The 22,920-nt window shown below is 47.8% G+C and carries 23 protein-coding genes and 1 riboswitch; of the genes, 18 read left to right on the forward strand and 5 right to left on the reverse strand.

Features of this window, described 5'->3' with window-relative positions; translation table 11 throughout:
• Positions 1 to 130: 130 nt before the first annotated feature.
• Together PY479_RS04380 and PY479_RS04385 are read right to left on the reverse strand one after the other, a co-directional pair.
• Positions 131 to 394, reverse strand: coding sequence for a hypothetical protein (locus PY479_RS04380; RefSeq protein ID WP_275483008.1), 264 nt, complete (start codon positions 392 to 394; stop codon positions 131 to 133).
• An 85-nt stretch (positions 395 to 479) separates the two neighbouring features.
• On the reverse strand, positions 480 to 1,808 hold the full coding sequence (locus PY479_RS04385) for an MFS transporter (protein WP_275483009.1): 1,329 nt from the start codon (positions 1,806 to 1,808) through the stop codon (positions 480 to 482).
• A 264-nt stretch (positions 1,809 to 2,072) separates the two neighbouring features.
• Between PY479_RS04385 and PY479_RS04390 the strand changes: the two genes are divergently transcribed.
• The 16 genes from PY479_RS04390 to PY479_RS04465 all read left to right on the forward strand — a co-directional run bounded on the left by PY479_RS04390 (position 2,073) and on the right by PY479_RS04465 (position 19,182).
• A complete protein-coding gene (locus PY479_RS04390) occupies positions 2,073 to 4,133 on the forward strand; it encodes a TonB-dependent receptor (protein WP_275483130.1) in 2,061 nt (686 codons plus the stop codon).
• Between the two features lie 39 nt (positions 4,134 to 4,172).
• Entirely contained in the window at positions 4,173 to 5,255 is a 1,083-nt protein-coding gene (locus tag PY479_RS04395; RefSeq protein WP_275483011.1) for an ATP-binding protein, read from the forward strand.
• Positions 5,230 to 5,754 (forward strand): response regulator, encoded by a 525-nt coding sequence (locus PY479_RS04400; protein WP_212596137.1) that lies wholly within the window; start codon positions 5,230 to 5,232, stop codon positions 5,752 to 5,754. The genes PY479_RS04395 and PY479_RS04400 overlap by 26 nt, the downstream gene beginning before the upstream one ends.
• A 267-nt stretch (positions 5,755 to 6,021) precedes the next feature.
• Positions 6,022 to 8,097 carry a TonB-dependent receptor gene (locus PY479_RS04405; protein ID WP_275483012.1) on the forward strand — a complete coding sequence of 692 codons (2,076 nt, stop codon included), beginning with the start codon at positions 6,022 to 6,024 and terminating at the stop codon, positions 8,095 to 8,097.
• 288 nt (positions 8,098 to 8,385) lie between these two features.
• Positions 8,386 to 8,497: riboswitch (TPP riboswitch) on the forward strand.
• 58 nt (positions 8,498 to 8,555) lie between these two features.
• Complete coding sequence (locus tag PY479_RS04410; protein WP_275483013.1) at positions 8,556 to 10,718, forward strand: TonB-dependent receptor; 2,163 nt, start codon at positions 8,556 to 8,558, stop codon at positions 10,716 to 10,718.
• Positions 10,719 to 10,765: 47 nt separating this feature from the next.
• Complete coding sequence (locus tag PY479_RS04415) at positions 10,766 to 11,026, forward strand: hypothetical protein (protein WP_212596140.1); 261 nt, start codon at positions 10,766 to 10,768, stop codon at positions 11,024 to 11,026.
• A 2-nt stretch (positions 11,027 to 11,028) separates the two neighbouring features.
• Complete coding sequence (gene pnuC, locus PY479_RS04420; protein WP_212596141.1) at positions 11,029 to 11,661, forward strand: nicotinamide riboside transporter PnuC; 633 nt, start codon at positions 11,029 to 11,031, stop codon at positions 11,659 to 11,661.
• The gene (locus PY479_RS04425; RefSeq protein ID WP_275483014.1) at positions 11,661 to 12,680 is read left to right on the forward strand and encodes a phosphotransferase; all 1,020 of its coding nucleotides are present in this window, start codon (positions 11,661 to 11,663) and stop codon (positions 12,678 to 12,680) included. The genes pnuC and PY479_RS04425 overlap by 1 nt, the downstream gene beginning before the upstream one ends.
• A gap of 49 nt (positions 12,681 to 12,729) precedes the next feature.
• The gene (locus PY479_RS04430; RefSeq protein WP_275483015.1) at positions 12,730 to 13,575 is read left to right on the forward strand and encodes a DUF6279 family lipoprotein; all 846 of its coding nucleotides are present in this window, start codon (positions 12,730 to 12,732) and stop codon (positions 13,573 to 13,575) included.
• Between the two features lie 91 nt (positions 13,576 to 13,666).
• Positions 13,667 to 14,218: an NAD(P)H nitroreductase gene (locus PY479_RS04435; RefSeq protein ID WP_212596144.1), complete on the forward strand. Its 552-nt coding sequence runs from the start codon at positions 13,667 to 13,669 to the stop codon at positions 14,216 to 14,218.
• Positions 14,219 to 14,498: 280 nt separating this feature from the next.
• The gene (locus PY479_RS04440; RefSeq protein ID WP_275483016.1) at positions 14,499 to 15,122 is read left to right on the forward strand and encodes a 2OG-Fe(II) oxygenase; all 624 of its coding nucleotides are present in this window, start codon (positions 14,499 to 14,501) and stop codon (positions 15,120 to 15,122) included.
• 142 nt (positions 15,123 to 15,264) lie between these two features.
• Positions 15,265 to 15,858, forward strand: a complete 594-nt coding sequence (locus PY479_RS04445) for a GNAT family protein (protein ID WP_228730442.1) — start codon at positions 15,265 to 15,267, stop codon at positions 15,856 to 15,858.
• Positions 15,859 to 15,995: 137 nt separating this feature from the next.
• Entirely contained in the window at positions 15,996 to 16,391 is a 396-nt protein-coding gene (locus PY479_RS04450) for a hypothetical protein (protein ID WP_212596146.1), read from the forward strand.
• A 178-nt stretch (positions 16,392 to 16,569) separates the two neighbouring features.
• Positions 16,570 to 17,604, forward strand: a complete 1,035-nt coding sequence (locus tag PY479_RS04455; RefSeq protein WP_275483017.1) for a DUF2157 domain-containing protein — start codon at positions 16,570 to 16,572, stop codon at positions 17,602 to 17,604.
• Complete coding sequence (locus tag PY479_RS04460; protein ID WP_275483018.1) at positions 17,601 to 18,662, forward strand: DUF4401 domain-containing protein; 1,062 nt, start codon at positions 17,601 to 17,603, stop codon at positions 18,660 to 18,662. Before PY479_RS04455 ends, PY479_RS04460 begins: the two co-directional genes overlap by 4 nt.
• Complete coding sequence (locus tag PY479_RS04465) at positions 18,655 to 19,182, forward strand: GDYXXLXY domain-containing protein (protein WP_275483019.1); 528 nt, start codon at positions 18,655 to 18,657, stop codon at positions 19,180 to 19,182. The genes PY479_RS04460 and PY479_RS04465 overlap by 8 nt, the downstream gene beginning before the upstream one ends.
• A 23-nt stretch (positions 19,183 to 19,205) precedes the next feature.
• On the opposite strand, the gene PY479_RS04470 is transcribed toward PY479_RS04465, so the two are convergent.
• Both PY479_RS04470 and folX read right to left on the reverse strand, forming a co-directional pair.
• On the reverse strand, positions 19,206 to 20,096 hold the full coding sequence (locus PY479_RS04470; RefSeq protein ID WP_275483020.1) for a TIGR01777 family oxidoreductase: 891 nt from the start codon (positions 20,094 to 20,096) through the stop codon (positions 19,206 to 19,208).
• Between the two features lie 64 nt (positions 20,097 to 20,160).
• Positions 20,161 to 20,529: a dihydroneopterin triphosphate 2'-epimerase gene (gene folX / locus PY479_RS04475; protein ID WP_212596555.1), complete on the reverse strand. Its 369-nt coding sequence runs from the start codon at positions 20,527 to 20,529 to the stop codon at positions 20,161 to 20,163.
• An 80-nt stretch (positions 20,530 to 20,609) separates the two neighbouring features.
• On the opposite strand from folX, the gene PY479_RS04480 reads away from it, so the two are divergent.
• Complete coding sequence (locus tag PY479_RS04480) at positions 20,610 to 21,689, forward strand: AI-2E family transporter (RefSeq protein WP_275483021.1); 1,080 nt, start codon at positions 20,610 to 20,612, stop codon at positions 21,687 to 21,689.
• A 17-nt stretch (positions 21,690 to 21,706) separates the two neighbouring features.
• Positions 21,707 to 22,621 (forward strand): class I SAM-dependent methyltransferase, encoded by a 915-nt coding sequence (locus tag PY479_RS04485; RefSeq protein ID WP_212596152.1) that lies wholly within the window; start codon positions 21,707 to 21,709, stop codon positions 22,619 to 22,621.
• On the opposite strand, the gene PY479_RS04490 is transcribed toward PY479_RS04485, so the two are convergent.
• Positions 22,618 to 22,842 carry a hypothetical protein gene (locus tag PY479_RS04490; RefSeq protein ID WP_212596153.1) on the reverse strand — a complete coding sequence of 75 codons (225 nt, stop codon included), beginning with the start codon at positions 22,840 to 22,842 and terminating at the stop codon, positions 22,618 to 22,620. The genes PY479_RS04485 and PY479_RS04490 overlap by 4 nt on opposite strands.
• Positions 22,843 to 22,920 lie beyond the last annotated feature (78 nt).

Consider the following 22,920-nt stretch of genomic DNA (forward strand, 5'->3'; position numbering starts at 1 on the left):
CGTGCGCTTACGGCTTGAGTTAGTTGATGTCGCCATAAAGAAGTCCTCTTTATGTCAACGTATTTCAGGACGGGACAAGACATAACTAAGCCAAAGGCGCCTTAAGGCGCCTTTTTCGTCACAGAGCCTATTAGGGCTGCTTTTTATTGCCATTGCTTTCATCAAGTTGCTGTTGAATTTGCGCCTGCTGTTGAGCAGCAGAATCTGTGACGAGTTTATTTACCTGAGATGCAAATGTGTTGAGATCTTTTGGCGAAGTTGGCACCAGGGGCACACCACTGTTGGTTGTGGTGACATCACTCGCGCTCGAAACTGGGTGATTGAGCCCCTCTAGCTGCTTATAAAGCATCAGACCAATAATCAGTAATGCCAATAACAGCGTGATAAATTTCAAGGCTACCTCCAGCGATTTTTTATCGAGTTCATCGTTTAAGCATACAGCAGCTTATTGTTTTCTCTCGTATCCCACATCATCGATGTTATGGTTCACTGACTTCTGGCAGCGTGCGCAGATAAAACACGGCTCCGAGTGCCGCTAATGCGAGTAGTAATACCACGGCCACGGCACCAAACCAGTCTCCGAGAAGCCCGACAAAGCCACCGCTTAACATCAGCACGCCGACAACAGTATTGGAAACGGCAACATAAGCTGCTCGAGTCTCCTGGTTTGCCATATCGACCAGATAAACTTTGCGTCCTAGGCGCACTCCGCCGTGCATGATATTCAGCACAAAAAACAATACGGCGATTCCGTATGGGTTGATAAGCCAAGCCCAATGCCAAGTGACGCCCACAAAGGTGATAATACCTAACAGCGCAGCGCCCGATGCGGCGATCATCATCACCCGTTTGCTGGAGTGGTCGCCCAGATATCCCCAAAATGGTGAGGCAAGACTCGTCCCAAGCCCATTAGCAATGATCAAAATGCCTAGCCCCGTCAGCTGCGTCCCCGCTACCGCCTGGGCGAGTAACACGTAGAACGGTGGTGCCAGCGCCACGGAAAGGAGCAATGTTCTGGCAATAACAAAGTGACGAAACGGTTTATCAGTCTTCAGCAGCTTTAATTGTTGTAATGCTGCGAAAATGGTACGGCCCTCTGACGCTGTGTTCCCGGCAGGTTCTTTAATTGCGGCAAATATAGTGATAGCCAGCAACCATAATATTCCCCCTGCCAACAATAGGCCGGCAAATAGGCCGACACTGGCGTCTTTAAGGTTTATGGTTCCCAGCCAAATGCCTACTGCTAACACGGCAACGCCTGAAATGCCGCTGCTCAGTCCCATTAGCCGTCCCCGCCGACTTTTGGCAATGGTCTTTCCCAGCACGTCTTTAGCGGAGACAGAACATAGTCCGCGTGCCAGACTGAAAACTAGCAGCATCAAAATGATCAATATACCTGCGGTGTGACCATGGTGACTGATGGCCACCCATGCCATACCAAATAGGCTCACTGCGCTAAGCAACGCCCCCACCAGCCACACATATTTGCGGTAAGCCAGGCGCCGCACTGCTGCGGCAACGGCTAATTGAGGAATTAACACGCCGGCTTCTCGCAGTGGCACTAATAAGCCAGTATAAAATGTTGGCACCCCAAGTAAGCCAAACAACCAGGGTAAAATTAAGCGTGCACTGCTGATCTCATCGGCAATTTTGCCCATGCAGTTAGCAGTGAGGTAACTGAAGAAATTATGCGGTTGATCTTTGGCAGCACGTTCATCAATGTCCTTGCTGACGCGCTCACCGTGTTCACCGGTAAGCAAATCATACAATTTATCCAGCAACGTACTGTCAGTCTGGTGATGGGACATAGGGTTATATCATCTCTTGGCAGGTTAGGTTCAATCCGCGTTAGCCTACCACTCCTTTGTGACGCAATAAATCGCGCCACAAATCACGCGCCAATTTATCTTTGGTCGGGGTGCGACAATATGCCGCGCCTTATGTGATCAAGCTCTCGTTATAATGCGCACAATTTTTACAGGTGACTGACGTTTAAGGTGATTATTGTGAGTGACTACACGAATTTTTATGTACAACATTCTGGTTGGAAAGCCAGCACAATGCTGATGGCCATGACTGCTGCTTTTAGTCTTTCGGCATGGGCGGACGAAGCCGACAGTATGGCGTCTGTTGAACGTTTCGAGGTGATAGGTCAGCAGCCAGCGCATCATGGCACATTAGGCGCGGTTGATTCGCTATTAAAACAACAAGGGGTAGATTTTTCTGAAGCCGGAGGTGTATCGGCGCTCCCCATACTCAATGGCATGATGGGGGATCGTGTTAAGGTGCTGATAGACGGTAACGATGTTACTGCATCCTGTGCTAATCAGATGAATCCACCACTGTCTTATATCTCAGCCAGTCAAGTAGCCGATGCGAATGTGGTTGCCGGTGTCTCACCTGTCAGTGCCGGAGGTGACAATATTGCCGGTGTGATTGAAATCAGTAGTCTCAATCCCAAGTTTTCAGAAAGTGACTCACTTCAATGGAATAGTGGCTATATATCAGCAGGTTACCACAGTATCAATGATGCTTTGTTGTTGGGTGTCGGTGCGGAGTTAGCCAGTCACAATTTCAGTCTGAATTATCAGGGGGCATATGAAGATGCTAATAGCTATAAGGATGGTAACGGCGATAAGGTCTTGGATACGTTGTACCGTTCGCAAAACCATGTGCTGACTGCTGCTTGGCTCGATGCCACACAGCAATTTTCCTTGAAACTAACGCATCAATATATCCCGTTTCAAGGGTTTGCCAATCAATACATGGATATGACGGATAACCGCAGTTATGGCGTGTTAGCTCGTTATTTAAAACAACTTAATCATGATGGCGAGTTTAGTGCGCAAACAAACTGGCACACTGTCACCCATAAGATGGGATTCTTCACCCCGGAGAAAACCGGGATGATGCCGATGAACACTGATGGTGATGATTATAGCTACCAGCTGCACTGGCGTTTACCCATGAGTAGTAGCAGCATGTTGCTGCTGGGGCAGGAAACGTACGATTACCACCTAGATGATGACTGGCCCGCAGTGACTGGCTCATCCATGATGGGGCCGAATGACTACGTCAATATCAATAATGGGCGGCGTTTACGAGCTGCGCTATATGGTGAATGGCAGCAACATCTAAATCCAAATTGGTGGTGGTCACTGGGCGGCCGCTACGAGTATGTCATGACCAATGCTGGTGAAGTGCAAGCCTATAATTCAATGTCGATGATGGGCATGACCAACGTTGACGCCACCGCCGCCTCAGCTTTTAACGACAACAACCATAAACGCAGTGATAACTTGTTGGATATCACGCTGATGACCCGCTATCAGCTCTCTGCAGCTCAACAACTGGAGTTTGGATTAGCACAGAAAAATCGGGCGCCTAATCTTTATGAGCGTTATAGCTGGGGCCAGGGCGTAATGGCATCCACGATGATCGGTTGGTTCGGTGATGGAAATGGCTATGTGGGTGATATCAATCTGAAGCCTGAAACGGCTAGAACGCTGAGTATTGCTTACAAAGCCAATACCGAGAGTTGGCAATTTTCCGCGACCAGTTGGTATACCAAGGTACAGGATTATATCGATGCTCAAGTTATTGGAACCTTTAATAAAAGCGGCCTGCCGGGTGGACAGCGTAACCTGCTGCAGTTTATCAATCTGGATGCCACACTTTACGGCGCACGCATTAATGCCGGTTACCGGCTGGCGGATAATCTGTCTGGATCATGGCAGTTAGATGCCAGTATCAGTGCCACGCATGGTGAACGAGATAACAGCAACGAACCGCTTTATCAGATTAAGCCATTGCAGACGGCACTGGCGTTGCAGCAACAATTGGGTAGCTGGCAAAACAGCGTCGTGTGGCAATGGGTGGCGGCAAAGGACAGCGTCGATCAGAGACGCCTGGAAAATGATACCGCTGCTTATTCGCTGATTAATCTTACTAGTCGCATTAAGTGGCAGCAGGTCACACTGAGTCTGGCTTTAAATAACCTGCTGGATCATTACTACGAATTGCCATTAGGTGGTGTCAGTATTGCAGATTACAAAGCTGACAGCAGTGTAGGCTTCAATCAAACGGTAGGTTCTGGGCGTTCGCTTGAATTTGGCGTCAGCTACTCGTTTTAAGGTATGCTGTGGTAACCACGTATAACGGAATAATACGTAATGATACTGTTGCTGGTGATGTTGTTGTGGCAACGCCCGTCACCGCGTTGGATGTTGCTGCTGTTGTTAACAGAAGTGCTGTTGGTTAATGGCATTATTGCGGCCAACGGTGCTGCCAGTAATCCATTTAATGCCGTGTTATTGTTGCCGGTGGTTTTGGCCTTTATGCTGCTGCCCTGGTTGTCAGCGGCAACGGTATTGGCGGTGAGTCTTGCCTCTCAAATCAGTCAGTTATGGCTATTGCCGCGGCATGGTGAACATGCCGGAGTCATGACAAGTCACTATTACGGTATGGTGATAGGTTTTGTGCTGACCGCCATACTCGTTGCCGCTGTCGTTTGGTACCTGCGTGAGCAGCTCGCGGTACGAGAACAAGCCATTCATCGACTGCGAGAGCGGCAATTGCGAAATGAACAGTTACTTGCCATTGGTACTGCAGCAGCCCAATTAACTCACGATGTAGCGACGCCGGTGCAGTCGATGCGGTTATTGATTGAGGAGTTACTGGAACAGCAAACGCCAGGCTCTGTTCTCACAGAACTGGATCAGCAGTTACACCGCATCGAATATCAATTACGCAATTGGCGTTCTATTGCTGATGAAGTGCGAGCAGCGCGATTGCGACCATACGCGTTAACACATCTGTGGCAGTCATTACAACATCTGCTGTTATTAGCCAGACCGGAAACACCAATAAACTGGTATTGGCAAGATATGGCGCCTTATGGGGAAATTCGGGCGGACGGCACGCTGCTCCCGGCGTTGACCAATATTATTATCAATGCCTGTGAAGCCGCACAGACACAATCGCATTGCCAAGTCGATGTTTACGCAGAAGCGACTGTGGATTATTGGACGTTGAAAATTGAAAATTCCGCGGTCGGCGTGTCACAAGCGTTGTTAACGCAGTTAGGTTTCCGCTTATTGCCCAGTGAAAAAGGGCATGGCGTGGGCGCGGTGCTGACGAATGCGACCATTGAAAAATTTCATGGAAAGGTCAATTGGTATCGCCGCGACGATAAGATAGTCACTTATGTTGAATTGCCGCTGGAGCCTCATGCAAAAAATCATAGTGATCGATGACGATCGTACGTATCTGCAAGTGCTGCAACGACGTCTGCAGCAGACTGGGAACTATGAGGTTGCTGTTTACGCCTCAGTGGCTACTGCACTGCAACAGCCCGCACAGCAGGTGAATGCGATTTTATTGGATATGATGCTAGAGCAAGAGTCCGGTTTAGACGGCATTCCGCTGTTGAAAGCACATTTCAATCCCACCCAGCTCATTATGCTTACCGGTTATGCCAGCATCGCTACTACCGTAGAAGCAATGCGGCGAGGTGCTACTGATTACTTGGCAAAGCCAGTGGGATTGCATGAAATCATCCAACGGTTATCGGGGTCTACAACCGGCCTCGTCACCGAATCGCCTAAACCCATGACGCCAGCTCAGGTGGAATGGGAACATATCCAGCGCACTTTGCTGGCGCATGATGGCAATGTTACTGCCACAGCTAAAGCTTTGGGATTGCATCGTCGGACGTTGCAGCGCAAATTGCAAAAGCATTCCCCTGGGAGATAAACCGGTTCTCGGATAGGGGGAATAAATCATCTCATTGCCACTAAACTCATCCGCAATAAAAATAAAATATTACTATTTTTAAAATAATCATATCGTAATTTTTAATACACTGATTAATAAAACTAAAATAAAAAACAGGCTATTTTTTGCATAAATAGTATTACAAAAAATATAAAAATCATACCAAGTATGACTTTGATCAATTTTAGTAATACTCGTCATCATTAAACTGCTTCCTACACGCTAACTGCTAAACAAAAATATTTTATGAAATTGTTGTCACCCATCGTTTGTGGACTACCACTGCTGTGTGGCGCTGTCACCGCTCATGCCGATGATGCCGGACAATCCCAAAGCGCCACAGCCAATCAACAACCTATTGAACGTGTTGCGGTATTTGGAAGGCAAGTTAATCTGCTCGGGCAGAGTAGTTCAGCCTCAGAGGGAATTGTCGGCGCTGGGGAGATTGAATCCCGGCCATTACTGCGCACAGGGGAAGTGTTGGAATTTGTACCGGGGATGCTGGTGACTCAGCACAGCGGTTCGGGAAAGGCCAACCAGTACTTTTTACGGGGATTCAACTTAGATCACGGCACCGATTTTGCGACAACGGTTGATGGTATGCCTATCAACATGCGCAGCCACGGTCATGGACAAGGGTATACCGATCTTAATTTCCTTATTCCGGAGCTAATCGGCCAGATCCACTATTACAAAGGGGCATATTATCCAGAAATTGGGGATTTCTCCGGCGCGGGTTCGGCAGACATTGCTTTAACAGATGATCTGCCTTATCGACAGGTACAGCTGACGTTGGGTCAATATGGATACCAGCGACTGCTAGCAACCGGACAACAGCAGTGGCAAGACAATAAGTTTATTTATGGCACTGAATTACAAGGATATAAAGGCCCTTGGATAGACGTTGAGGAAGATGTCCGTAAAGTGAACGCTGTTGGCCGTTATCTGACACACTTGGGTAATGGACAACTGGCGGTCACCGCGATGGCATATAGTAACGACTGGAACTCAGCCGATCAGATCCCTGAACGTGCGGTCACTGCTGGTATCATTGATGAGTACGGTTCATTAGACACTGATTTGGGCGGGGATTCGAGTCGTTATAGTTTGTCGTCACAATATGTCGATGCTAACTGGCGCGCCAGCGCTTATGTTATCCGCTCACGTTTGAACCTGTTTTCCAATTTCACTTATTTTCTCGATAATCCACAGGATGGTGATGAGTTTCAGCAAGTGGATAACCGGGAGATCTGGGGCGGTAAGTTGGCACGAGATTGGGCCGTTTCACCCCTTGGCATTAACACCAATGTGACGGCGGGAGCTGAAACCCGCTATGACCACATTGGCAAGGTCGCGTTGTATCACACACAGCAGCGTCAGCGTATCGGCACCGTGCGAGATGATGCGGTTAATGAATTTTCCACAGGGCTGTTTGCTAAACTGGAAGCCGATGTGAGTGACGCGTTGAAGCTAAGGCTCGGAGCTCGCTATGACTATTACAACGCCGATGTTGACAGCGATAATATGCTCAATAGTGGTAGCGCGAATGACGGGATCTGGAGTCTGAAAGGCGGGCTATCCTACCTGGTTAGCGATGATCTGGAATTGTATGCCAGTGCCGGGCAGGGCTTTCACTCTAACGATGCGCGAGGCGCCACTATCAAGGTGGATCCGGTTACCGGTGAGCCTCAGGACAAAGTGGATCTACTGGTTCGTTCCACTGGCGCTGAACTTGGTTTTCGTTATTTTGATCGAGAATACATCAATATTTCCGCAGCATTCTGGTATTTAGATTTGGATTCAGAACTGCTTTATGTTGGTGATGCCGGTACGACTGAACCCAGTAGAGCATCCAGACGCTACGGCACCGAGATTTCTGCATATTATTGGCTCAATGATGCACTCAGCGTAGATGCAGAAATTGCCGTTACCCGTGCCCGATTTACTGAAGATGTAACGCTGGAAGGTAAATATGTTGATGGTACTGTCCCTTGGGTAGCCAGTGCTGGCATAAACTATCAGCCTGCAGCAGCGGGCATACACACTGCTATACGATTACGATATCTCGGCAAAAGAGTACTAGACAGCTTTAAAGCACATCAAGCGGATGCAACAACCTTAGTCAACTTGTCTCTGGGGTATGGTTATCGTGATTGGGATTTCAAAGTGGAAGTACTCAATCTATTTAATAGCCATGAGCATGATATTGACTACTGGTATACCTCGCGTTTGTCCGGTGAGGATGACAGCGGTGTGGAAGATTTGCACTATCATCCGGTAGAACCACGGATGCTGCGTTGCAGTGTCAGTTACCGCTACTAATATATGTGATGTGTGTCCAAGCCTGCTGTGGTTAGCTGCCCGGCAGGCATGCTTATTTTTTAGCACACTTATACGTCCCCTTTGTGACTTAGAGATGTTTATCCTGATTGTTGGACATCTCCGATGAGTGTGATGAAGCCGAGCTGTTTGCATCGGTTGTCGCGTGCCAAATCTACCCAAGCCATAAGGCTCAATATTCGATAGATTACCATTGAATCATCGAACGAAAACGAGGGGGACAAATATCACAACAATGGCTCTTCTTTGTTAACAAATTTATGTATACTTGCTCGCGCCAAGGGGTGTTCGCCTGTTTTTTTAGGGAACTGAGATGTCTTACGACGAACCCTTAGAACCTGATCCGGCTAGTACCGGCGTAGGAATGGGCCACAATCTGTGTACTTATCACTTCGCTTATCCAAAGCCGGATCTCAAACATGCAAATATTTGAGGTCCAAATGTCTAAAATTTTTTACCCCTGTGTTATCGCTGCCGCGGTGCATTTAGCGTTAAGCCCAGCAGCCTTCGCCGCCGACAATACTAAAGATACGACTGACAAATCTTCCGATGAACAGCCAATAGAAGTGATGGTGGTGAGTGCAGATTTTCGCGGCACAACGGTAGACAACACGCCATCAAGTGTCACTGTTATCGATCAGCAGCGTATTGCAGATCAGGGGGCTGAACACTTCGAAGATATGATCAATAACGTCGCCAATTTCAACTGGTCAGGGGCAACTGCCAGACCTCGTTATTTTCAGATCCGTGGTGTGGGTGAGCAGGAAGATTACAAAGGTGCTCCCAATTCTTCCGTAGGTTTTATTGTCGATGATATTGACCTGTCAGGTTTGGGAATGGTGGCAAGTATGTACGACCTGCAGCAGTTTGAAGTGCTGCGTGGTCCGCAAGGCACCCGCTATGGTGCGAATGCACTGGCCGGATTGATTTACCTGAAGAGTAATGATCCAACGCAGGTCGCGGAACATGGGCTGGAGTTGTCACTGGGTGACGATAACTTGCGTACCCTTAGCGGTTACAGCTCTGGTCCCCTAACCGATTCCGGCAAGTTGCTCTATCGGGTGGCACTACAGCAACATAAACAAAATGGATACATGAATAACCTGTATCTGAACCGGGATGACACCAATCAACGTGATGAATTTACCGGCCATCTTAAACTGCGTTGGTATGCCACCGATAATCTACAAGCGGATCTCACCGTATTGCATGCCGATTATAAAGACGGTTATGACGCCTGGACGCTGGATAACAATGGTAAAAATACCCTTACAGATCAACCTGGTCTTGATAACCAGCGCACTACCGGCTCCAGTTTAAAACTCACCTACAGTGGTTTTGATCAGTTTGAACTGATCTCGCTGAGTAGCTGGGCTAAAACGCATTTTGATAACGGCTATGATGGTGATTGGGCAAACCCAGACTACTGGGCGGCATTGGATTGCGATGGTGAAGCCTGTGAGTATAACTATTGGTGGGATAAGAAAGGCAACCGCCGCACATTGACCCAGGAGTTCCGCATCACCTCTAATGATGCCGGTAAGATTTTCGGTGGCACCACCGACTGGCTCGCGGGAATTTATCTGATGGATTTGGCTGAAGATAACGACCTGTACTCTGAATATAACGGCTGGCCGGATGAAGTGCTGCAGTCTAAATACAGTGCCAATAACTATGCCGTATTTGGACAGCTAGATTCTGATCTGGGGGAAGGTTATCGCTTATCGGTGGGATTGCGACTCGAACAGCGTAGTAGCGATTACAGTGATAGCAACAATGATAACTTCAGCCCATCTGAAAACATGTGGGGTGGCCATGTTGCGCTCTCAAAACAGCTTACCCAAGGACAGGAGGCTTATTTACGGGTTGCCCGAGGCTACAAAGCCGGTGGCTTCAATATGACGTTACCCACATCTCTGTCTGATAAGAAGCAGTTTGATACTGAAATTCTTTACAACTACGAACTGGGCTTAAAATCACAGTGGTTTGATGGCGTAGCTGGCAGCCGCCTCGCACTGTTTTATATGGATCGTCAACATCAGCAGGTCTCGGCATCAATTCAGGATCCTGTCGATCCGCAGCGCTTTATTCTGTTCACCGATAACGCCGGTAGTTCAAGTAACTATGGTGCAGAACTGGAAGCTAACTGGTACGCCACCGACACATTGGAGTTATACAGCAGTGTCGGGTACCTGAAAACCAAGTACGGCACTTATATCTATGAGGATTCATACGGTAATCCGGTCGATTTAAGTGGTCGCGAGTTGGCGAATTCGCCTCGTTGGACTTACAGCCTAGGTGCCAGTTGGCACGCTGATAACGGTTGGTTTGCTAACGTTAATGCCAGCGGTAAGAGTAAGTTCTACTATTCTGACAGCAACGATTCGCAGTCCAAGCCTTACGCCATCGTCAACGCCAAAGTGGGTTATGATGCGGATAGCTGGGCGTTGTATTTCTGGGGCCGGAATCTGTTTGATAAGCAGTATGGGGTTCGTGGCTTTTATTTTGGCAATGAACCGGATCAAGATTGGGCAGATAAGCAGTATATCCGCTATGGCGACCCACGTCAGTTAGGTGTCACGTTCAAGCTGAAATTCATGTAATTGCACCGTCCCGGTGTTAGCGCCGGGACTTTCTCAAGGAGTAAGTTATGAAACTGACCGTTGATATCAGCATGTATCCGTTACATGACAATTACAAAGATCCCATTCGTTGGCTGATCAAACGACTGGACAGTTATCCCGGAGTAGAAAGGGTCACCAATTCGTTATCAACTCAGGTCAGTGGTGAGTTTGATGAGGTGATGCGGATGCTTTCTATTGAGATGAAAGCCGCCTATGAGCAGTTTGGTAAAGCCATATTTGTCTGCAAATTTCTTGAAGGTGAATTTGATCTGACGCGTAGGACCTGAAGATGACTGAGGTATGGCAGATAATCAATCAGGCGGTGGCTGAAGCAGAAGGTATGAATCTGTGGGAAGGGCTGGCGGTGTTGCTGGCATTGGCCTATCTGCTGTTGGCAATGAAAGCTAACGCCTGGTGTTGGGGCGCTGCACTGGCGAGTACGGCTATCTACACTGTACTGTTCTGGAAAGTGTCACTGCTGATGGAGTCGATTCTGAATGTGTATTACATGGTGATGGCGCTTTATGGCTACTGGATGTGGCGTCGCGGCGGTGATGAGCAGCAGGAGCTTGCCGTTTGCACCTGGTCGTGGCCACGACATCTGCTATTGATTGTCTGCACGGCATTATTATCACTCCCGGTGGGATGGTTTATGGCAAATCATACCCACGCCTCATTTCCTTACCTGGATTCTGCCACCACCTGTTTTGCGGTGATGGCCACATGGTTAGTTGCCCAAAAAGTGCTGGAAAACTGGCTTTATTGGGTGGTGATTGATTCCGTTTCCATCTACCTCTATGTCAGCAAAGGATTGATGCTGACCTCGTTGTTGTTTGTGCTGTACGTGGTACTGGCCGTGGCGGGCTATTTTATGTGGCGGGCGAATTGGCGTGAGCAGCGTCCATTGCTGGAAAATCATTGATGAAGTTGCACGAGATTAGCGGCAAACTCTTTGAGCCTATTTCTGCGGCATTGCGGACTTTGTCTTTACCTGAGCCGCAGCTCATCGAGTCGCAGCCGTTGGGTTTGAGTAATCGCAGTTTTCGGCTGGTATTTGAGCATAAATCGCTGTTACTCAGACTCAATTCACCCGTTACCGACCAGATCTGCGATCGAAACAACGAGATTGACTGTTGGCAATTAGCCGAATGTGCCGGGTTGGCACCCAAACTCTACTGGGTCGATCCTGAAAAACACTTTTACCTCAGTGATTGGTTATCAGAGTCAGCGACGGGGCTTGGTCGTGATTATGTGCCTTGGCGGCAACTTGCGGCACAGGTACCACATAAATTACCGGGGAGTGCACTTAATCTGGATCCCGATGTTCCTACCCCAGACCCAACTTCATTATATCCGGCCAAACAGCTGTTAAGGTTAATGCAGGGACTCCAACAGTTGCCAAAGCCAATGTTGGATATCAGTTTGAGGCAGCAATGGGAAATTTACTTAAGCCGCTTACAACAAATGGCCGCAACTGGCAATTATGCCGGGGCGGGGACCTGGGCTGCGCAACAGTGGCTGCAACGACTTCAGTGGCTGCAGCAGTTGTCACTGTCCCGTCGGTTTGACCTTCTGGATGCCTGCTTAGTCTCACATCAATTTTGTCATCGCGATCTTAGTGCTCATAACCTGTTATTGCATAATAACCAATTGTTTTGTATTGATTTTGAGTATTGTTGTAGCTCACATCCACTGTTTGAGCTTGCTGGTGTTATCGCTTGTCATCAGTTAGCTCCAGATGCGCGCCAGTGGTTAATGGGCGAATATCTTTCAGATCATCCTTGTTTGACCATCGGTAGTCAGCAGGCGCTACCGGCGGCAATGGATATCTTCTGGTTGTATTCCTGTGCCTGGGCATTACAAATGGCCGATGGTCAATGCCGCGATGGCCGTGAGTATTTCGGCTGGTTTGACAACTACCGACAACTTATAGGAGAGTGAACTCTATCCCGGCCAGCGGCGCCGACCGTTATCAAGGACATGCCGACGGATGAGACGACTATGGTTGTTACTGGGAACGGTGCTGACGTTAACCGCCTGTTCCACCAAAATGACATATCACTTCCTCGACTGGGCAATTGAGTGGCGGCTGGATGATTACGTCACGTTAAATGATGCCCAGGAGCGGCAGTTTGACAAAGCGCTGCAGTCCTTTCTGGTATGGCATCGCAAACAGGAGTTACCAAGATACAGTGCAGATCTGAAATCGCTACGCACGGCGCTGCAACAGGGAACGCTAACACCCGAATTTCTTTCGAATTTTACCGATCAGGCTCGCCAACATTGGTTGCGAATATTTTCCAAGACGTTCGACGATATTGTCCCGCTGGTGGCCTCGTTCGATGCGCAGCAAGTCGCGCAAATTAAGCAACAGCTCAGCAAAGACCAACAAAAGCTACACAAGCGCTATCAGCATAAAACACCAGAACAACTTATTGGCGATGCCGACGAACGGTTACAGGACACGCTAGAAGACTGGATTGGACGCTTGACCGTTCCACAACAGCAATTGGTACACAGTTACAATCAGCAACGATTACAAGTAATAAGGTTATGGCTGGATTACCGTGATGAGTGGTATGCACAGTTTGTTGACACGCTGGATAACCGCCATGACCAATCTCAGTTAAGGACACGTTTGAAATCTCTGCTGACAACTCCAGAACAGTTGCGTTCACCAGCGTTTCAGCAACAACTCAATGCCAACAGCAAACGTTTGGGACAGATGTTGGTACAAGTTGCCAAGGAGATGACTGCCAAGCAAAGACAACATATTCAGCGCAAGCTGGACGAGCTGATCAGTGATTTGGATGATCTTAGTGGCGTAACTGGATGAGTTGTTGGCAGTTGATTCGTTGAACCATTTTCATTAGCGGCGAATTTGTTATGCTAGGCTCACAGAGCGTTTTGTTTTAAAGGACTTAATTTTGGATGCTTTAACTCTTCTTTTGACACGTCAATCCTGTCCGCGGTTGATTGCGCCAGCGCCAAGTGAAGCGCAACTGAAAGTCATTTTGGATGCTGCCGCCCGAGTGCCGGATCATGGTGGTCTGACACCTTGGGAATTTATCATTGCGACCGGTGAGGGATTGAACCGTCTGGCCGACGTTTTTGTCGCCGCTGCGACTGAGGCGGGTGAAGACGATGACTTCATTGCCAAGGCGGGAAATATGCCCTTGCGGGCACCTATGGTTATTACTGTGGTAGCCAAAACCCGCAGTGATATCAAAAAGGTACCGGAGCTGGAACAGCAATTAGCGGCCGGATGTGCGGTGATGGCGATGCAGCAGGCCGCATTTGCTCAAGGGTTGGGTGGCATCTGGCGCACCGGCAATTTTGCGTTTGATGAAACCGTTAATACAGCATTGGGGTTAGAGGTCACAGATCAAATCGTCGGTTTCCTGTACCTGGGGACGCCAGCGATCGATATGCCTTTGAAACCACAAAAGGATGGCAGTGCCTTTGCCCGTTACCTGTAATAAATACTGAATTAAGTTTGATGCCGGCCAAGTGCCGGCATTTTGTTATTCGGCATTAGTTATTACTCAAATAAGTCCTGCATTAGGTGTCTTCTTCAATAACCCATTTCTATAGAGCTGATGGATATGTATGTTTATTATTCGGTTGGTTATTTCATTACACATCAAATAATTTGATGAGTAACTATTTGATTTAAAACTGTAAATTATTGCTAATTTGAAGTGTTCAGATTAGCTTCATGCTCCCTTTGGTGCGTACTTAATACGCTGGAGCATGACTATGACCGATATGAGCGGTGAGGCATTTTTTGACCTGGTAGCGGATGCCTTGCAAGATGCTGGTTATATCGTTTTACCTCAGATTGTTGCGCCAATGCTTATCGGTTTATTACGCCAAAGTCTTGCCGAACAACAAGGTCCGAATTTTCGTGATGCGGCGATTGGTCGCGGAGGACAACAACAACTTAATCAGACGGTTCGCAGCGATCGTATTCGTTGGTTAACGGCGGATAATCAGCCTGATCAGCAGTGGTTGAGTTTGATGGATCAATTGCGTATCGGGCTCAATCGCCGACTTTTCATGGGATTGTTTGATTATGAAAGTCATTATGCCTGGTATCGTCCGGGAGCATTTTACCGCAAACATGTTGATGCTTTACCCGGAAGCCGCAATCGTATTCTTACCACTGTATTGTTTCTTAACGAAAACTGGCAAAGTGATGAAGGGGGAGAACTGCAGCTTTTTGATGATCAGGATCAATTGTTACAGCAGATTACCCCAGAAGCTGGCACCTTAGTGATCTTCCTCAGTGAACGTTTTCCTCATGAAGTGCTCCCCACACGGCGTGGTCGCGGTAGCATCGCCGGCTGGTTTCGTGTCAGTAACAGCCATTACGGCTTTTGATGACCATAAGTCTCTGAATTTGTATTGCATTAGCTTGTCCATTCCTACGGAATTCGTGCTAGTCTGTTAATAAAAGGTCTGCGGCACTATTGTGAGTGTCGGCCTGACCACCAAGAAAGACTAGGCGAGAAGGAGAAGCATTGTGGGACAGGAAGGTTATTTATCCGGAGAGTATGTCATTCTTGAACCGCTGAGTATGGATCACCTGCCAGCACTGTCTTTGGCTGTGGCAGATGGTGAGCTGTGGAATCTATGGTATACCAGTGTTCCCCATCCTGATGAAATGAAAGCGTATATTCAGACGGCGCAGGAGTCTGAACAACGTGGCGAGGCCCTGGCTTTTGCCGTGCGGTGTCGAGAAACCGGTACTATTGTCGGATGTACCCGGTTGTGTAATTGGGATCAACCTAATCGTCATATTGAAATTGGTTACACCTGGTACAGCAAAAGTGTGCAGCGTACTGCTGTGAATACCGAGACGAAATTACTATTGTTGACCTATGCATTTGAAACGCTTGATGTTATCGCTGTTGAGTTCCGTACCCACTTCCATAATGAGGCGAGTCGCCAGGCCATTGCTCGTCTTGGGGCTAAACAGGATGGCATTTTGCGTAACCACCGCCTGCTTAAAGATGGCACTGTGCGTGATACCGTGGTGTACTCCATTATTGATAGCGAATGGCCAGAGATTAAACAGCATCTGAAAATTATGCTGGCACATCATAAACAGCCGTAATTCCGCGCTATAGCCGTTTACCTCAACGATTACCTGGATTCCCGGTTAAGGACCGGGAATTTTGTGATCGTAATCAACTTGAAATTCATTTTTGACTAAAGTAGTTTTTATTCATTCAACAAAAAAGGAAGATCAGGATGATAGTCAAACAACTCGTTTGGGCAGCGATGGCCATCGGCGTGAGTTCATCTGCTTTGGCCGGCGAAGCGGAACAGGCATTTACTTCAGAATTACATCAGTGTGCCGCGTATTATCAGTTGGGCTCACAGATGGTGGCTGCGATGAATGCACCACAGATGGCCGCGGTCGGTGAGCGGTTGAAGAACAATGCTAAAGAAGCAGAACAACTGGCAGCAAAATATGAGTCAGAAGATGCGGCGCAGCAAGCGATTACCAAGGCCACTGAAGAGATGATGCAGTCAACCGGTGGTAAGGGCATGGGCGCGCTGATGCAGCGTTATAAGGATAAGTGCCAAGACATCCTTAACGATCCACAAAAACGGTTAGATTACTGGGTGATGGCAAAAATGTGAAGGTAATGGCCCGCTTGATGCGGGCTTTGTTTTACTGAATTTCTGCCACGAGCCACTGAAATTCTCATTGCTGTGATCATGCCGCGCTAGTTATATTTTACCGCTTGATTTTGCTTAAAATTTGCTCACACTACTAATGGCAGAAACCGCAAAATGGTGATGGGCAATGGATTCGAGGATGAGGCACAAATCGCTGCTATATCATTGGTATGCGCAGCGAGCGATCACTGATGAAACAATGCCACAAGCGCTGGAGAGCGTGACCCATGCTTCATTTGCGCAGTGGCTGCGCTTCCTTAACCAATTGTTGCTTGGCAGTAGTGTGCTGTGTTTCGGTTCATCACTCATCTGCTTCATTGCTTATAACTGGCATTATTTGACGCGTCTCAGTAAGTTAGCCCTGCTTGAGGCCATCTGGCTGGTGCTAATGATTGTGCCACTGGCTTTGCTTAAATATGTCTCTCATCATCCTGCAGTTAAACATGCTGTCAGCTGGAGTAGTTTACTGACCGCCATAGCTACGGGCGGGGTGTTAGCCTACATCGGACAGGCGTATCAGCAAGGTGCCGATGACTGGCAACTCTTTGCAGCTTGGTCGGTATTGTCGTTACCTTGGATTTGGTTAGGTCGTAGTGACTGGCATATTGGACTATTGGCATTACTACTGAACCTTTCCCTATTTTTGTGGTTTCAAGTTAATGATTGGCCGCTATTTCAACAATGGTTCCCCGATGAAACCTTCAGCTGCCTATTATGGTGGCAGGTATTACTGAACCTCGTGTTGCATCTGACATTATTGTTTCTCAATCGGCGAAAGCCTGTTTGTTGGGCTGGGGCTAAGTTCTCCGAAGCATTGGCTGGCTTAGCAATGTGGGTCTTTATGTTGATTGTTATCGCTGATGCCATTTTTACGGGTAATTTTCTTCTAGAACAAGGGAATCGCCATTTTCTCTGGTCATGGTCACAGAGCTTTTGGTGGCTGATATCTGTGGTGTTATTGGTAACTTATTGGAATCGCAACTGTTTGTATGGGCTAGCTTTGCTGATGTTTGCTCAGATCGTGTATTCCCAAATGTGGCTGCTGCGTTGGCTCAATTCGTCGCAGTTAGAAACGTACGGCTATTTGTTGATGTCTGCATCTTCCGTGGGAATGTCTGTCGCGGTGAGCTTGTGGTTACTGAAGTTGCAGCGTCGTTTTGAGGAGCAGCCATGAGTGCTCAGATACTTTGGCAACAACTGGCAGCACAACGCTTAGTGCAAGGACTAATGCCTGATAACGCGCCAGTACCTTGGTATCTGGTGGTATTACAAGCATTAGCCGCATGGATTGCCGGTGGTTTTATGCTGGGCTTTTTGGGGAGTTTGGTACTATTTCTTCCACTCCCTGAAATTGATGGTTTCATCATTAGTGCGCTGATTTGCTTTGGAATGGCAGCATTTATTGTCTTCCAGCAAAAAAGTCACGCGAGTGGGCTGTTTGTTTCGCAATTGGGGTTTTGTTTTGCGACGGCCTCTTTAAGTGGACTTGCTATTGGTTTGTCTGAGCGCTTACACCTTAGCAGTGCTGATGTGTACCTGCTGTTATTGTTTCTCGGGCTGTTGCATTGGCTCACATTGCCTTTGTTTAGTATCCGTTTTTGTTCAGCATTGGTGATGTTGGCTGCCATGTCGCTGTGGCTACTGGAACAAGGATTAGGCGTCGCTATATCGCCGCTGTTGATGCTCAGCAGCTTCTGGCTATGGTTTCGCGAGCCTCATTTCGGACGCGGTAGAGATTTGTTGCGGCCATTGGCATTTGCCTGCGCGATGTTGCTTCCCTGGATACAGGAGCCTGTACTAAAAAGCGCCAGTAGTTTATTCCATCAACACCAGTGGTCACTTTTGAGTTTCTGGCCGGTGATGTTAGATCTATTGATCCTGGTGGCCTCGTTGTCTTTCTTCTGTCACTGGCGACCGGCAACGTATAAACAGCGGCTGATAACCCTGATCTTACTTATCCTGTTCGTCGGATGGCTGATTTGGATCCGCGGTTTAATCGCCGCATTTAGCATAATCGTGTTGGGATTCGCGACGGCTGAATGGCTGCTCATTGTCGTCGGTGTGGTTTCGATGTTGGGCTTTGGTAGTTGGTTTTACTATTCATTGGAATACACCCTGTTTACCAAATCCTGGTTGTTGCTTGGCTTAGGCTTAACCTTGTTGTTAACGCTTTGGTTTGTTAAGCATCAAACTCAGTCGTCGCATGATGCAGGGGAGGCGACACATGAATGAAGTCTATCGCCCAACTTATAAAGTGGCATTAATCGCGCTAGTGCTTGGCCTTTTGAGTCTATTGTTGGTCAATAGTGCGGTATGGCACAAAGAACAATTATGGCGTCATGGCGAACGACTAGTACTGGAACTTGCACCCGTGGACCCCAGGTCATTGATGCAAGGTGATTATATGGCGTTGGATTTTACTGTAGCTCGACAATTACGCCAGGCACTGCGGGAAAACGGTATCTGGCAAAGTAACTTGCAGGGATGGCTGTTGGTTACCTTACAATCACACGGCCCCGCGAGTTACCAAGGTTATCGGTTGACGAATATTGAGAGCAATATGACCGGGCAGCAGCGGCTCATCCCATTTAAAGTTCGTAAGGGAAGGGTGCGTATTGCCAGCAATGCCTGGTTTTTTGAGGAAGGGCAAGCAAAACATTTCAGCGCTGCTCGTTTCGGTGAGTTTCGTCTCTCGCCTGAGGGTGAACTGTTATTGATCGGGTTGTTGGACGCCAAACTGCAACCTTTGTAGGGTTTAAACCGCCACCCCCATTATCAAAACAGATCTGCCAGAGCCTGCTCCAGCGTTGGAAACTGAAAACGAAAACCTTCGTTCATCGCTTTACTCGGGATCACATACTGGCCTTCGATCAGTAGTTCAGCCATCTCACCAAACAGCAATTTCAACATAAATGCAGGGGCTGGCAGTATGGCCGGGCGTTGCAGGACTTTGCCCAGACTGCGAGCAAACTCCGCATTACTGACGGGATAGGGCGCGGTGGCATTGTATATTCCATGAGCCTGTTTATGGCTCAGTAAAAACAGGATCAATTCCACCAGATCAGACAGATGGATCCAACTCATCCCTTGGCGACCATTCGCAATGGGTCCACCTAACCCCAATCGGAATGCGGGTAACATTTTAGCCAGTGCGCCGCCGTTAGCCGCAAGCACGACCCCAGTGCGAATAATGCAGACCCGAGTATTACTGGATTGCGCGATCAACGCGCGGCGCTCCCATTCCGCACAAATGTAGTGGCTGAACTCTTCTACCGGTGTTGCGTCTTCATCCAGTAGTGTTTCATCCTGACCACCATAATAACCGATTGCGGAGCCGCTGATAAAACAACTGGGGGGCGTAGTAGAGGCTTTAATTAAACTAGCGAGTCTTGAGGTGATATCCCACCGACTGCGGCAAATCACCTGTTTTTGCATTTCGCTCCAGCGTTTACCTACGATGGGTTCCCCGGCCAAATTAATGACTGCATCAATACCATTAAGATCAGTGAGGCCGTCTAAAGAAGGAAGATATTCGTGGTGAATGCCCAGTTTTTGTCTGGCCACTAATGGATTGCGACTGACAATCACCAATTGATGTTCAGTTTCCAGGTTGGCGACCAATGCAGTACCAACCAGACCTGTAGCGCCAGTAATCAGTATCTTCATGCCTTATCTCCAGACCAATCCCTCTATGCTGATTATAGGATTGAGCAAAAAAACTGCTATAAAATCAATCCTGCCGCTGCCAACTCAATTGTAAAGAAACAGAATCGGCAAAGCGTAACGCATGAGGTTTATCGACTTCCACCGTGGCGTACTCCACCCATGGATGTTCACTGGCAATTTCTAGAATTTTGCCGGTGAGGTGCTCTAATAGCGAGAAGCGATTATCTTCCACCAGGGAAATGATGGCTTTAGTGATAGTTCGATAGTTGAGTGCATGTTCCATATCATCAGTTTTACGTGCTTTATCGGCAACATAATGGATGGTTACATTGATAATCACATCCTGACGGTTGTTGATCTCTTCATCCTTAATACCGATAAAAGTGCGCAATCTGAGATTTTTAATGCGTATAATAGCCAATTCCGGGTTCATCATGTGATTACTTATTGTTTGATTTGCAGTTTTATCTGGAAGATTAGCAACTTTATCTGATAACAAGAAGGAATTTAGCGATGCTGCAGCCTTACAATCCGTCCATGACGCTGCGTACCTTTGCTTTAATGGCCTGTTTAGTCGTGGTTCTGGCGGGGATAAAGGCCGCTGGAACTATTGTTGTCCCCTTTGTCTTGTCGGCATTTATTGCGGTAATTTGTACCCCGGCAATTGCTGCAATGACGCGCTATCGTGTGCCCCGCTGGTTAGCCGTGCTGGCGCTGATGGCACTGATTGTACTGGCAGGGTTATGGCTGGCATCGGTCGTGGGTGGCTCAATCAATGAATTTTCTAAGCATCTACCGATTTATCGCGCGCAACTGGTCGATCAGTTTTCTTGGATATTGGATAAATTGCGCGAATTTAATATCCAGATTTCCAAAGAGAAAGTCTTAGCCTATTTTGATCCGGGTATGGCGCTATCACTCACTACTAATACATTGTCCAGCGTTGGAAACGTCATGGCCAACCTGTTGTTGATTATTTTGACCATAGTTTTTATGTTGTTTGAAGCTGAGTCATTGCCGCGTAAATTGCATATGGCATTGGACGATCCGGATATGCGTTTGTCGCAGATTGACCGCTTTCTGCATTCGGTTAACCAGTATATGGTGATCAAAACCTTAGTCAGCTTGGCAACGGGCGCTATTGTCGGTATTGGTTTGTGGATGATGGGCGTGGATTACCCTTTGCTGTGGGCGGTCGTAGCTTTCCTGTTCAATTATATCCCTAACATCGGTTCCATTATTGCGGCGTTACCTCCAGTGCTATTGGCATTTGTCCAACTAGGGCCAACCGGAGCCGGAGGTGTGGTGCTGCTTTATCTGGGCGTAAACATGGTGATGGGCAATTTTGTGGAACCTCGGTTTATGGGGCGAGGACTGGGCCTGTCAACATTAGTGGTATTCCTGTCCTTGATATTCTGGGGCTGGTTGCTGGGTTCTGTTGGAATGTTGTTGTCAGTACCTCTTACCATGATTGTTAAAATTGCGCTGGAATCCGGCGATGGCAGCCGTAAATTAGCTGTTTTGTTAGCCGATGATGCCAGCGCATTTGCCGCTGATAATCAGCAACCGACTACCGAACCAGACAAAGAATAAAAGGATATCAGGTTAATATGCAGTTGTTATTGGATGCCATCAAAGCGTTGAATTTACCTGAGGATGCTACGCGTGTATTTCATGGCCGAGGCGGTTTATTTCCGGGCTGTGAGCACCTTAATTTGGACTGGTTTGCACCAGTATTATTATTGACTTCTTTTACGTCACTCACTGACGAAGAAATTACCGCACTGCAGCAGGCATTATGCCAACGTATGGCGGAATTAAAGCGTCCCTGTAATCTTGTTTACCAATATCGTGCCGGTTACCAAAGTGATACTCGTATACTCTGTGGTGAAGTGCCAGAACCCCATATTGTCACGGAAAATGGCTGTCGTTTTCAGGTGCACTTATTAAGGGGGCAAAATCATGGGTTGTTTTTGGACATGGTCAATGGTCGTGCGTGGGTAAAAGCTCATGCGGCACAGTGTAAGGTATTAAATCTTTTTGCGTATACCTGTGGTTTTTCGGTCGCGGCGCTGGCGGGTGGTGCAGATGAAGTGGTCAACATGGATATGAGCAAAGGTGCTTTAGCAATAGGCAAGCAGAATCATCTGCTGAATGGCTTTGCAGCAGGCGCGCGGTTTCTCGGTCATGACATTTTTAGTTCTTGGGGCAAGTTAAAAAAGCTTGGGCCCTTTGACATGTTGATTGCTGATCCGCCAAGTAACCAACGGGGCAGCTTTGTCGCTACCAAAGATTACTTGCGATTATTACGACACTTACCGGAACTTCTGACGCCTGGCGCACAGGTGTTGCTATGTCTCAATGCACCGGAACTGGACCGGGCTTTTTTGAAAGCACAGGTCTTAGCGGCGGTACCACAACTAACACTGTTGCATCAGTTGGATAATCCGCCGGTATTTGCTGATAAAGACCCTGAAAGAGCGCTGAAAGTATTTGTTTACCGCTATGATGGTGAACCGGTTTAATAACGCAGGTTATCGGGCACTATGCTTTGACTGTCACTTTCCAATAGTGATGCGATGCTGGCAGCATCGGCATGAGTCATGGCAGAGAATTGAAAAATAAGACGATCCTGTACATCTAATGGTAAATGGATACGCTCCATAAACATTCTCATGCCCAGAATATCGCCGTTCCCAAACAGCCCCGCTAAAGTACGAGCCTCCATATCTAAAAGATGATTCATAGCAAGATCTCCAGAGATAGAAATGCACCTTTATATAAGCAATAGCAGAATTACCATCGTAGATATGGAATAAATTGC

It is taken from the genome of Shewanella sp. A32 (genome assembly GCF_029167175.1).
Lineage (GTDB): Bacteria > Pseudomonadota > Gammaproteobacteria > Enterobacterales > Shewanellaceae > Shewanella > Shewanella yunxiaonensis.

Coding starts and splice junctions, on each gene's coding strand:
- PY479_RS04460 (WP_275483018.1), top strand. CDS start 17,601: ATGAGTGCTCAGATACTTTGGCAACAACTGGCAGCACAACGCTTAGTG.
- PY479_RS04410 (WP_275483013.1), top strand. CDS start 8,556: ATGTCTAAAATTTTTTACCCCTGTGTTATCGCTGCCGCGGTGCATTTA.
- PY479_RS04455 (WP_275483017.1), top strand. CDS start 16,570: ATGAGGCACAAATCGCTGCTATATCATTGGTATGCGCAGCGAGCGATC.
- folX (WP_212596555.1), bottom strand. CDS start 20,529: ATGAACCCGGAATTGGCTATTATACGCATTAAAAATCTCAGATTGCGC.
- PY479_RS04405 (WP_275483012.1), top strand. CDS start 6,022: ATGAAATTGTTGTCACCCATCGTTTGTGGACTACCACTGCTGTGTGGC.
- PY479_RS04430 (WP_275483015.1), top strand. CDS start 12,730: ATGAGACGACTATGGTTGTTACTGGGAACGGTGCTGACGTTAACCGCC.
- PY479_RS04400 (WP_212596137.1), top strand. CDS start 5,230: ATGCAAAAAATCATAGTGATCGATGACGATCGTACGTATCTGCAAGTG.
- PY479_RS04395 (WP_275483011.1), top strand. CDS start 4,173: ATGATACTGTTGCTGGTGATGTTGTTGTGGCAACGCCCGTCACCGCGT.
- PY479_RS04415 (WP_212596140.1), top strand. CDS start 10,766: ATGAAACTGACCGTTGATATCAGCATGTATCCGTTACATGACAATTAC.
- PY479_RS04490 (WP_212596153.1), bottom strand. CDS start 22,842: ATGAATCATCTTTTAGATATGGAGGCTCGTACTTTAGCGGGGCTGTTT.
- PY479_RS04470 (WP_275483020.1), bottom strand. CDS start 20,096: ATGAAGATACTGATTACTGGCGCTACAGGTCTGGTTGGTACTGCATTG.
- PY479_RS04480 (WP_275483021.1), top strand. CDS start 20,610: ATGCTGCAGCCTTACAATCCGTCCATGACGCTGCGTACCTTTGCTTTA.
- PY479_RS04450 (WP_212596146.1), top strand. CDS start 15,996: ATGATAGTCAAACAACTCGTTTGGGCAGCGATGGCCATCGGCGTGAGT.
- PY479_RS04425 (WP_275483014.1), top strand. CDS start 11,661: ATGAAGTTGCACGAGATTAGCGGCAAACTCTTTGAGCCTATTTCTGCG.
- PY479_RS04390 (WP_275483130.1), top strand. CDS start 2,073: ATGACTGCTGCTTTTAGTCTTTCGGCATGGGCGGACGAAGCCGACAGT.
- pnuC (WP_212596141.1), top strand. CDS start 11,029: ATGACTGAGGTATGGCAGATAATCAATCAGGCGGTGGCTGAAGCAGAA.
- PY479_RS04385 (WP_275483009.1), bottom strand. CDS start 1,808: ATGTCCCATCACCAGACTGACAGTACGTTGCTGGATAAATTGTATGAT.
- PY479_RS04465 (WP_275483019.1), top strand. CDS start 18,655: ATGAATGAAGTCTATCGCCCAACTTATAAAGTGGCATTAATCGCGCTA.
- PY479_RS04440 (WP_275483016.1), top strand. CDS start 14,499: ATGACCGATATGAGCGGTGAGGCATTTTTTGACCTGGTAGCGGATGCC.
- PY479_RS04485 (WP_212596152.1), top strand. CDS start 21,707: ATGCAGTTGTTATTGGATGCCATCAAAGCGTTGAATTTACCTGAGGAT.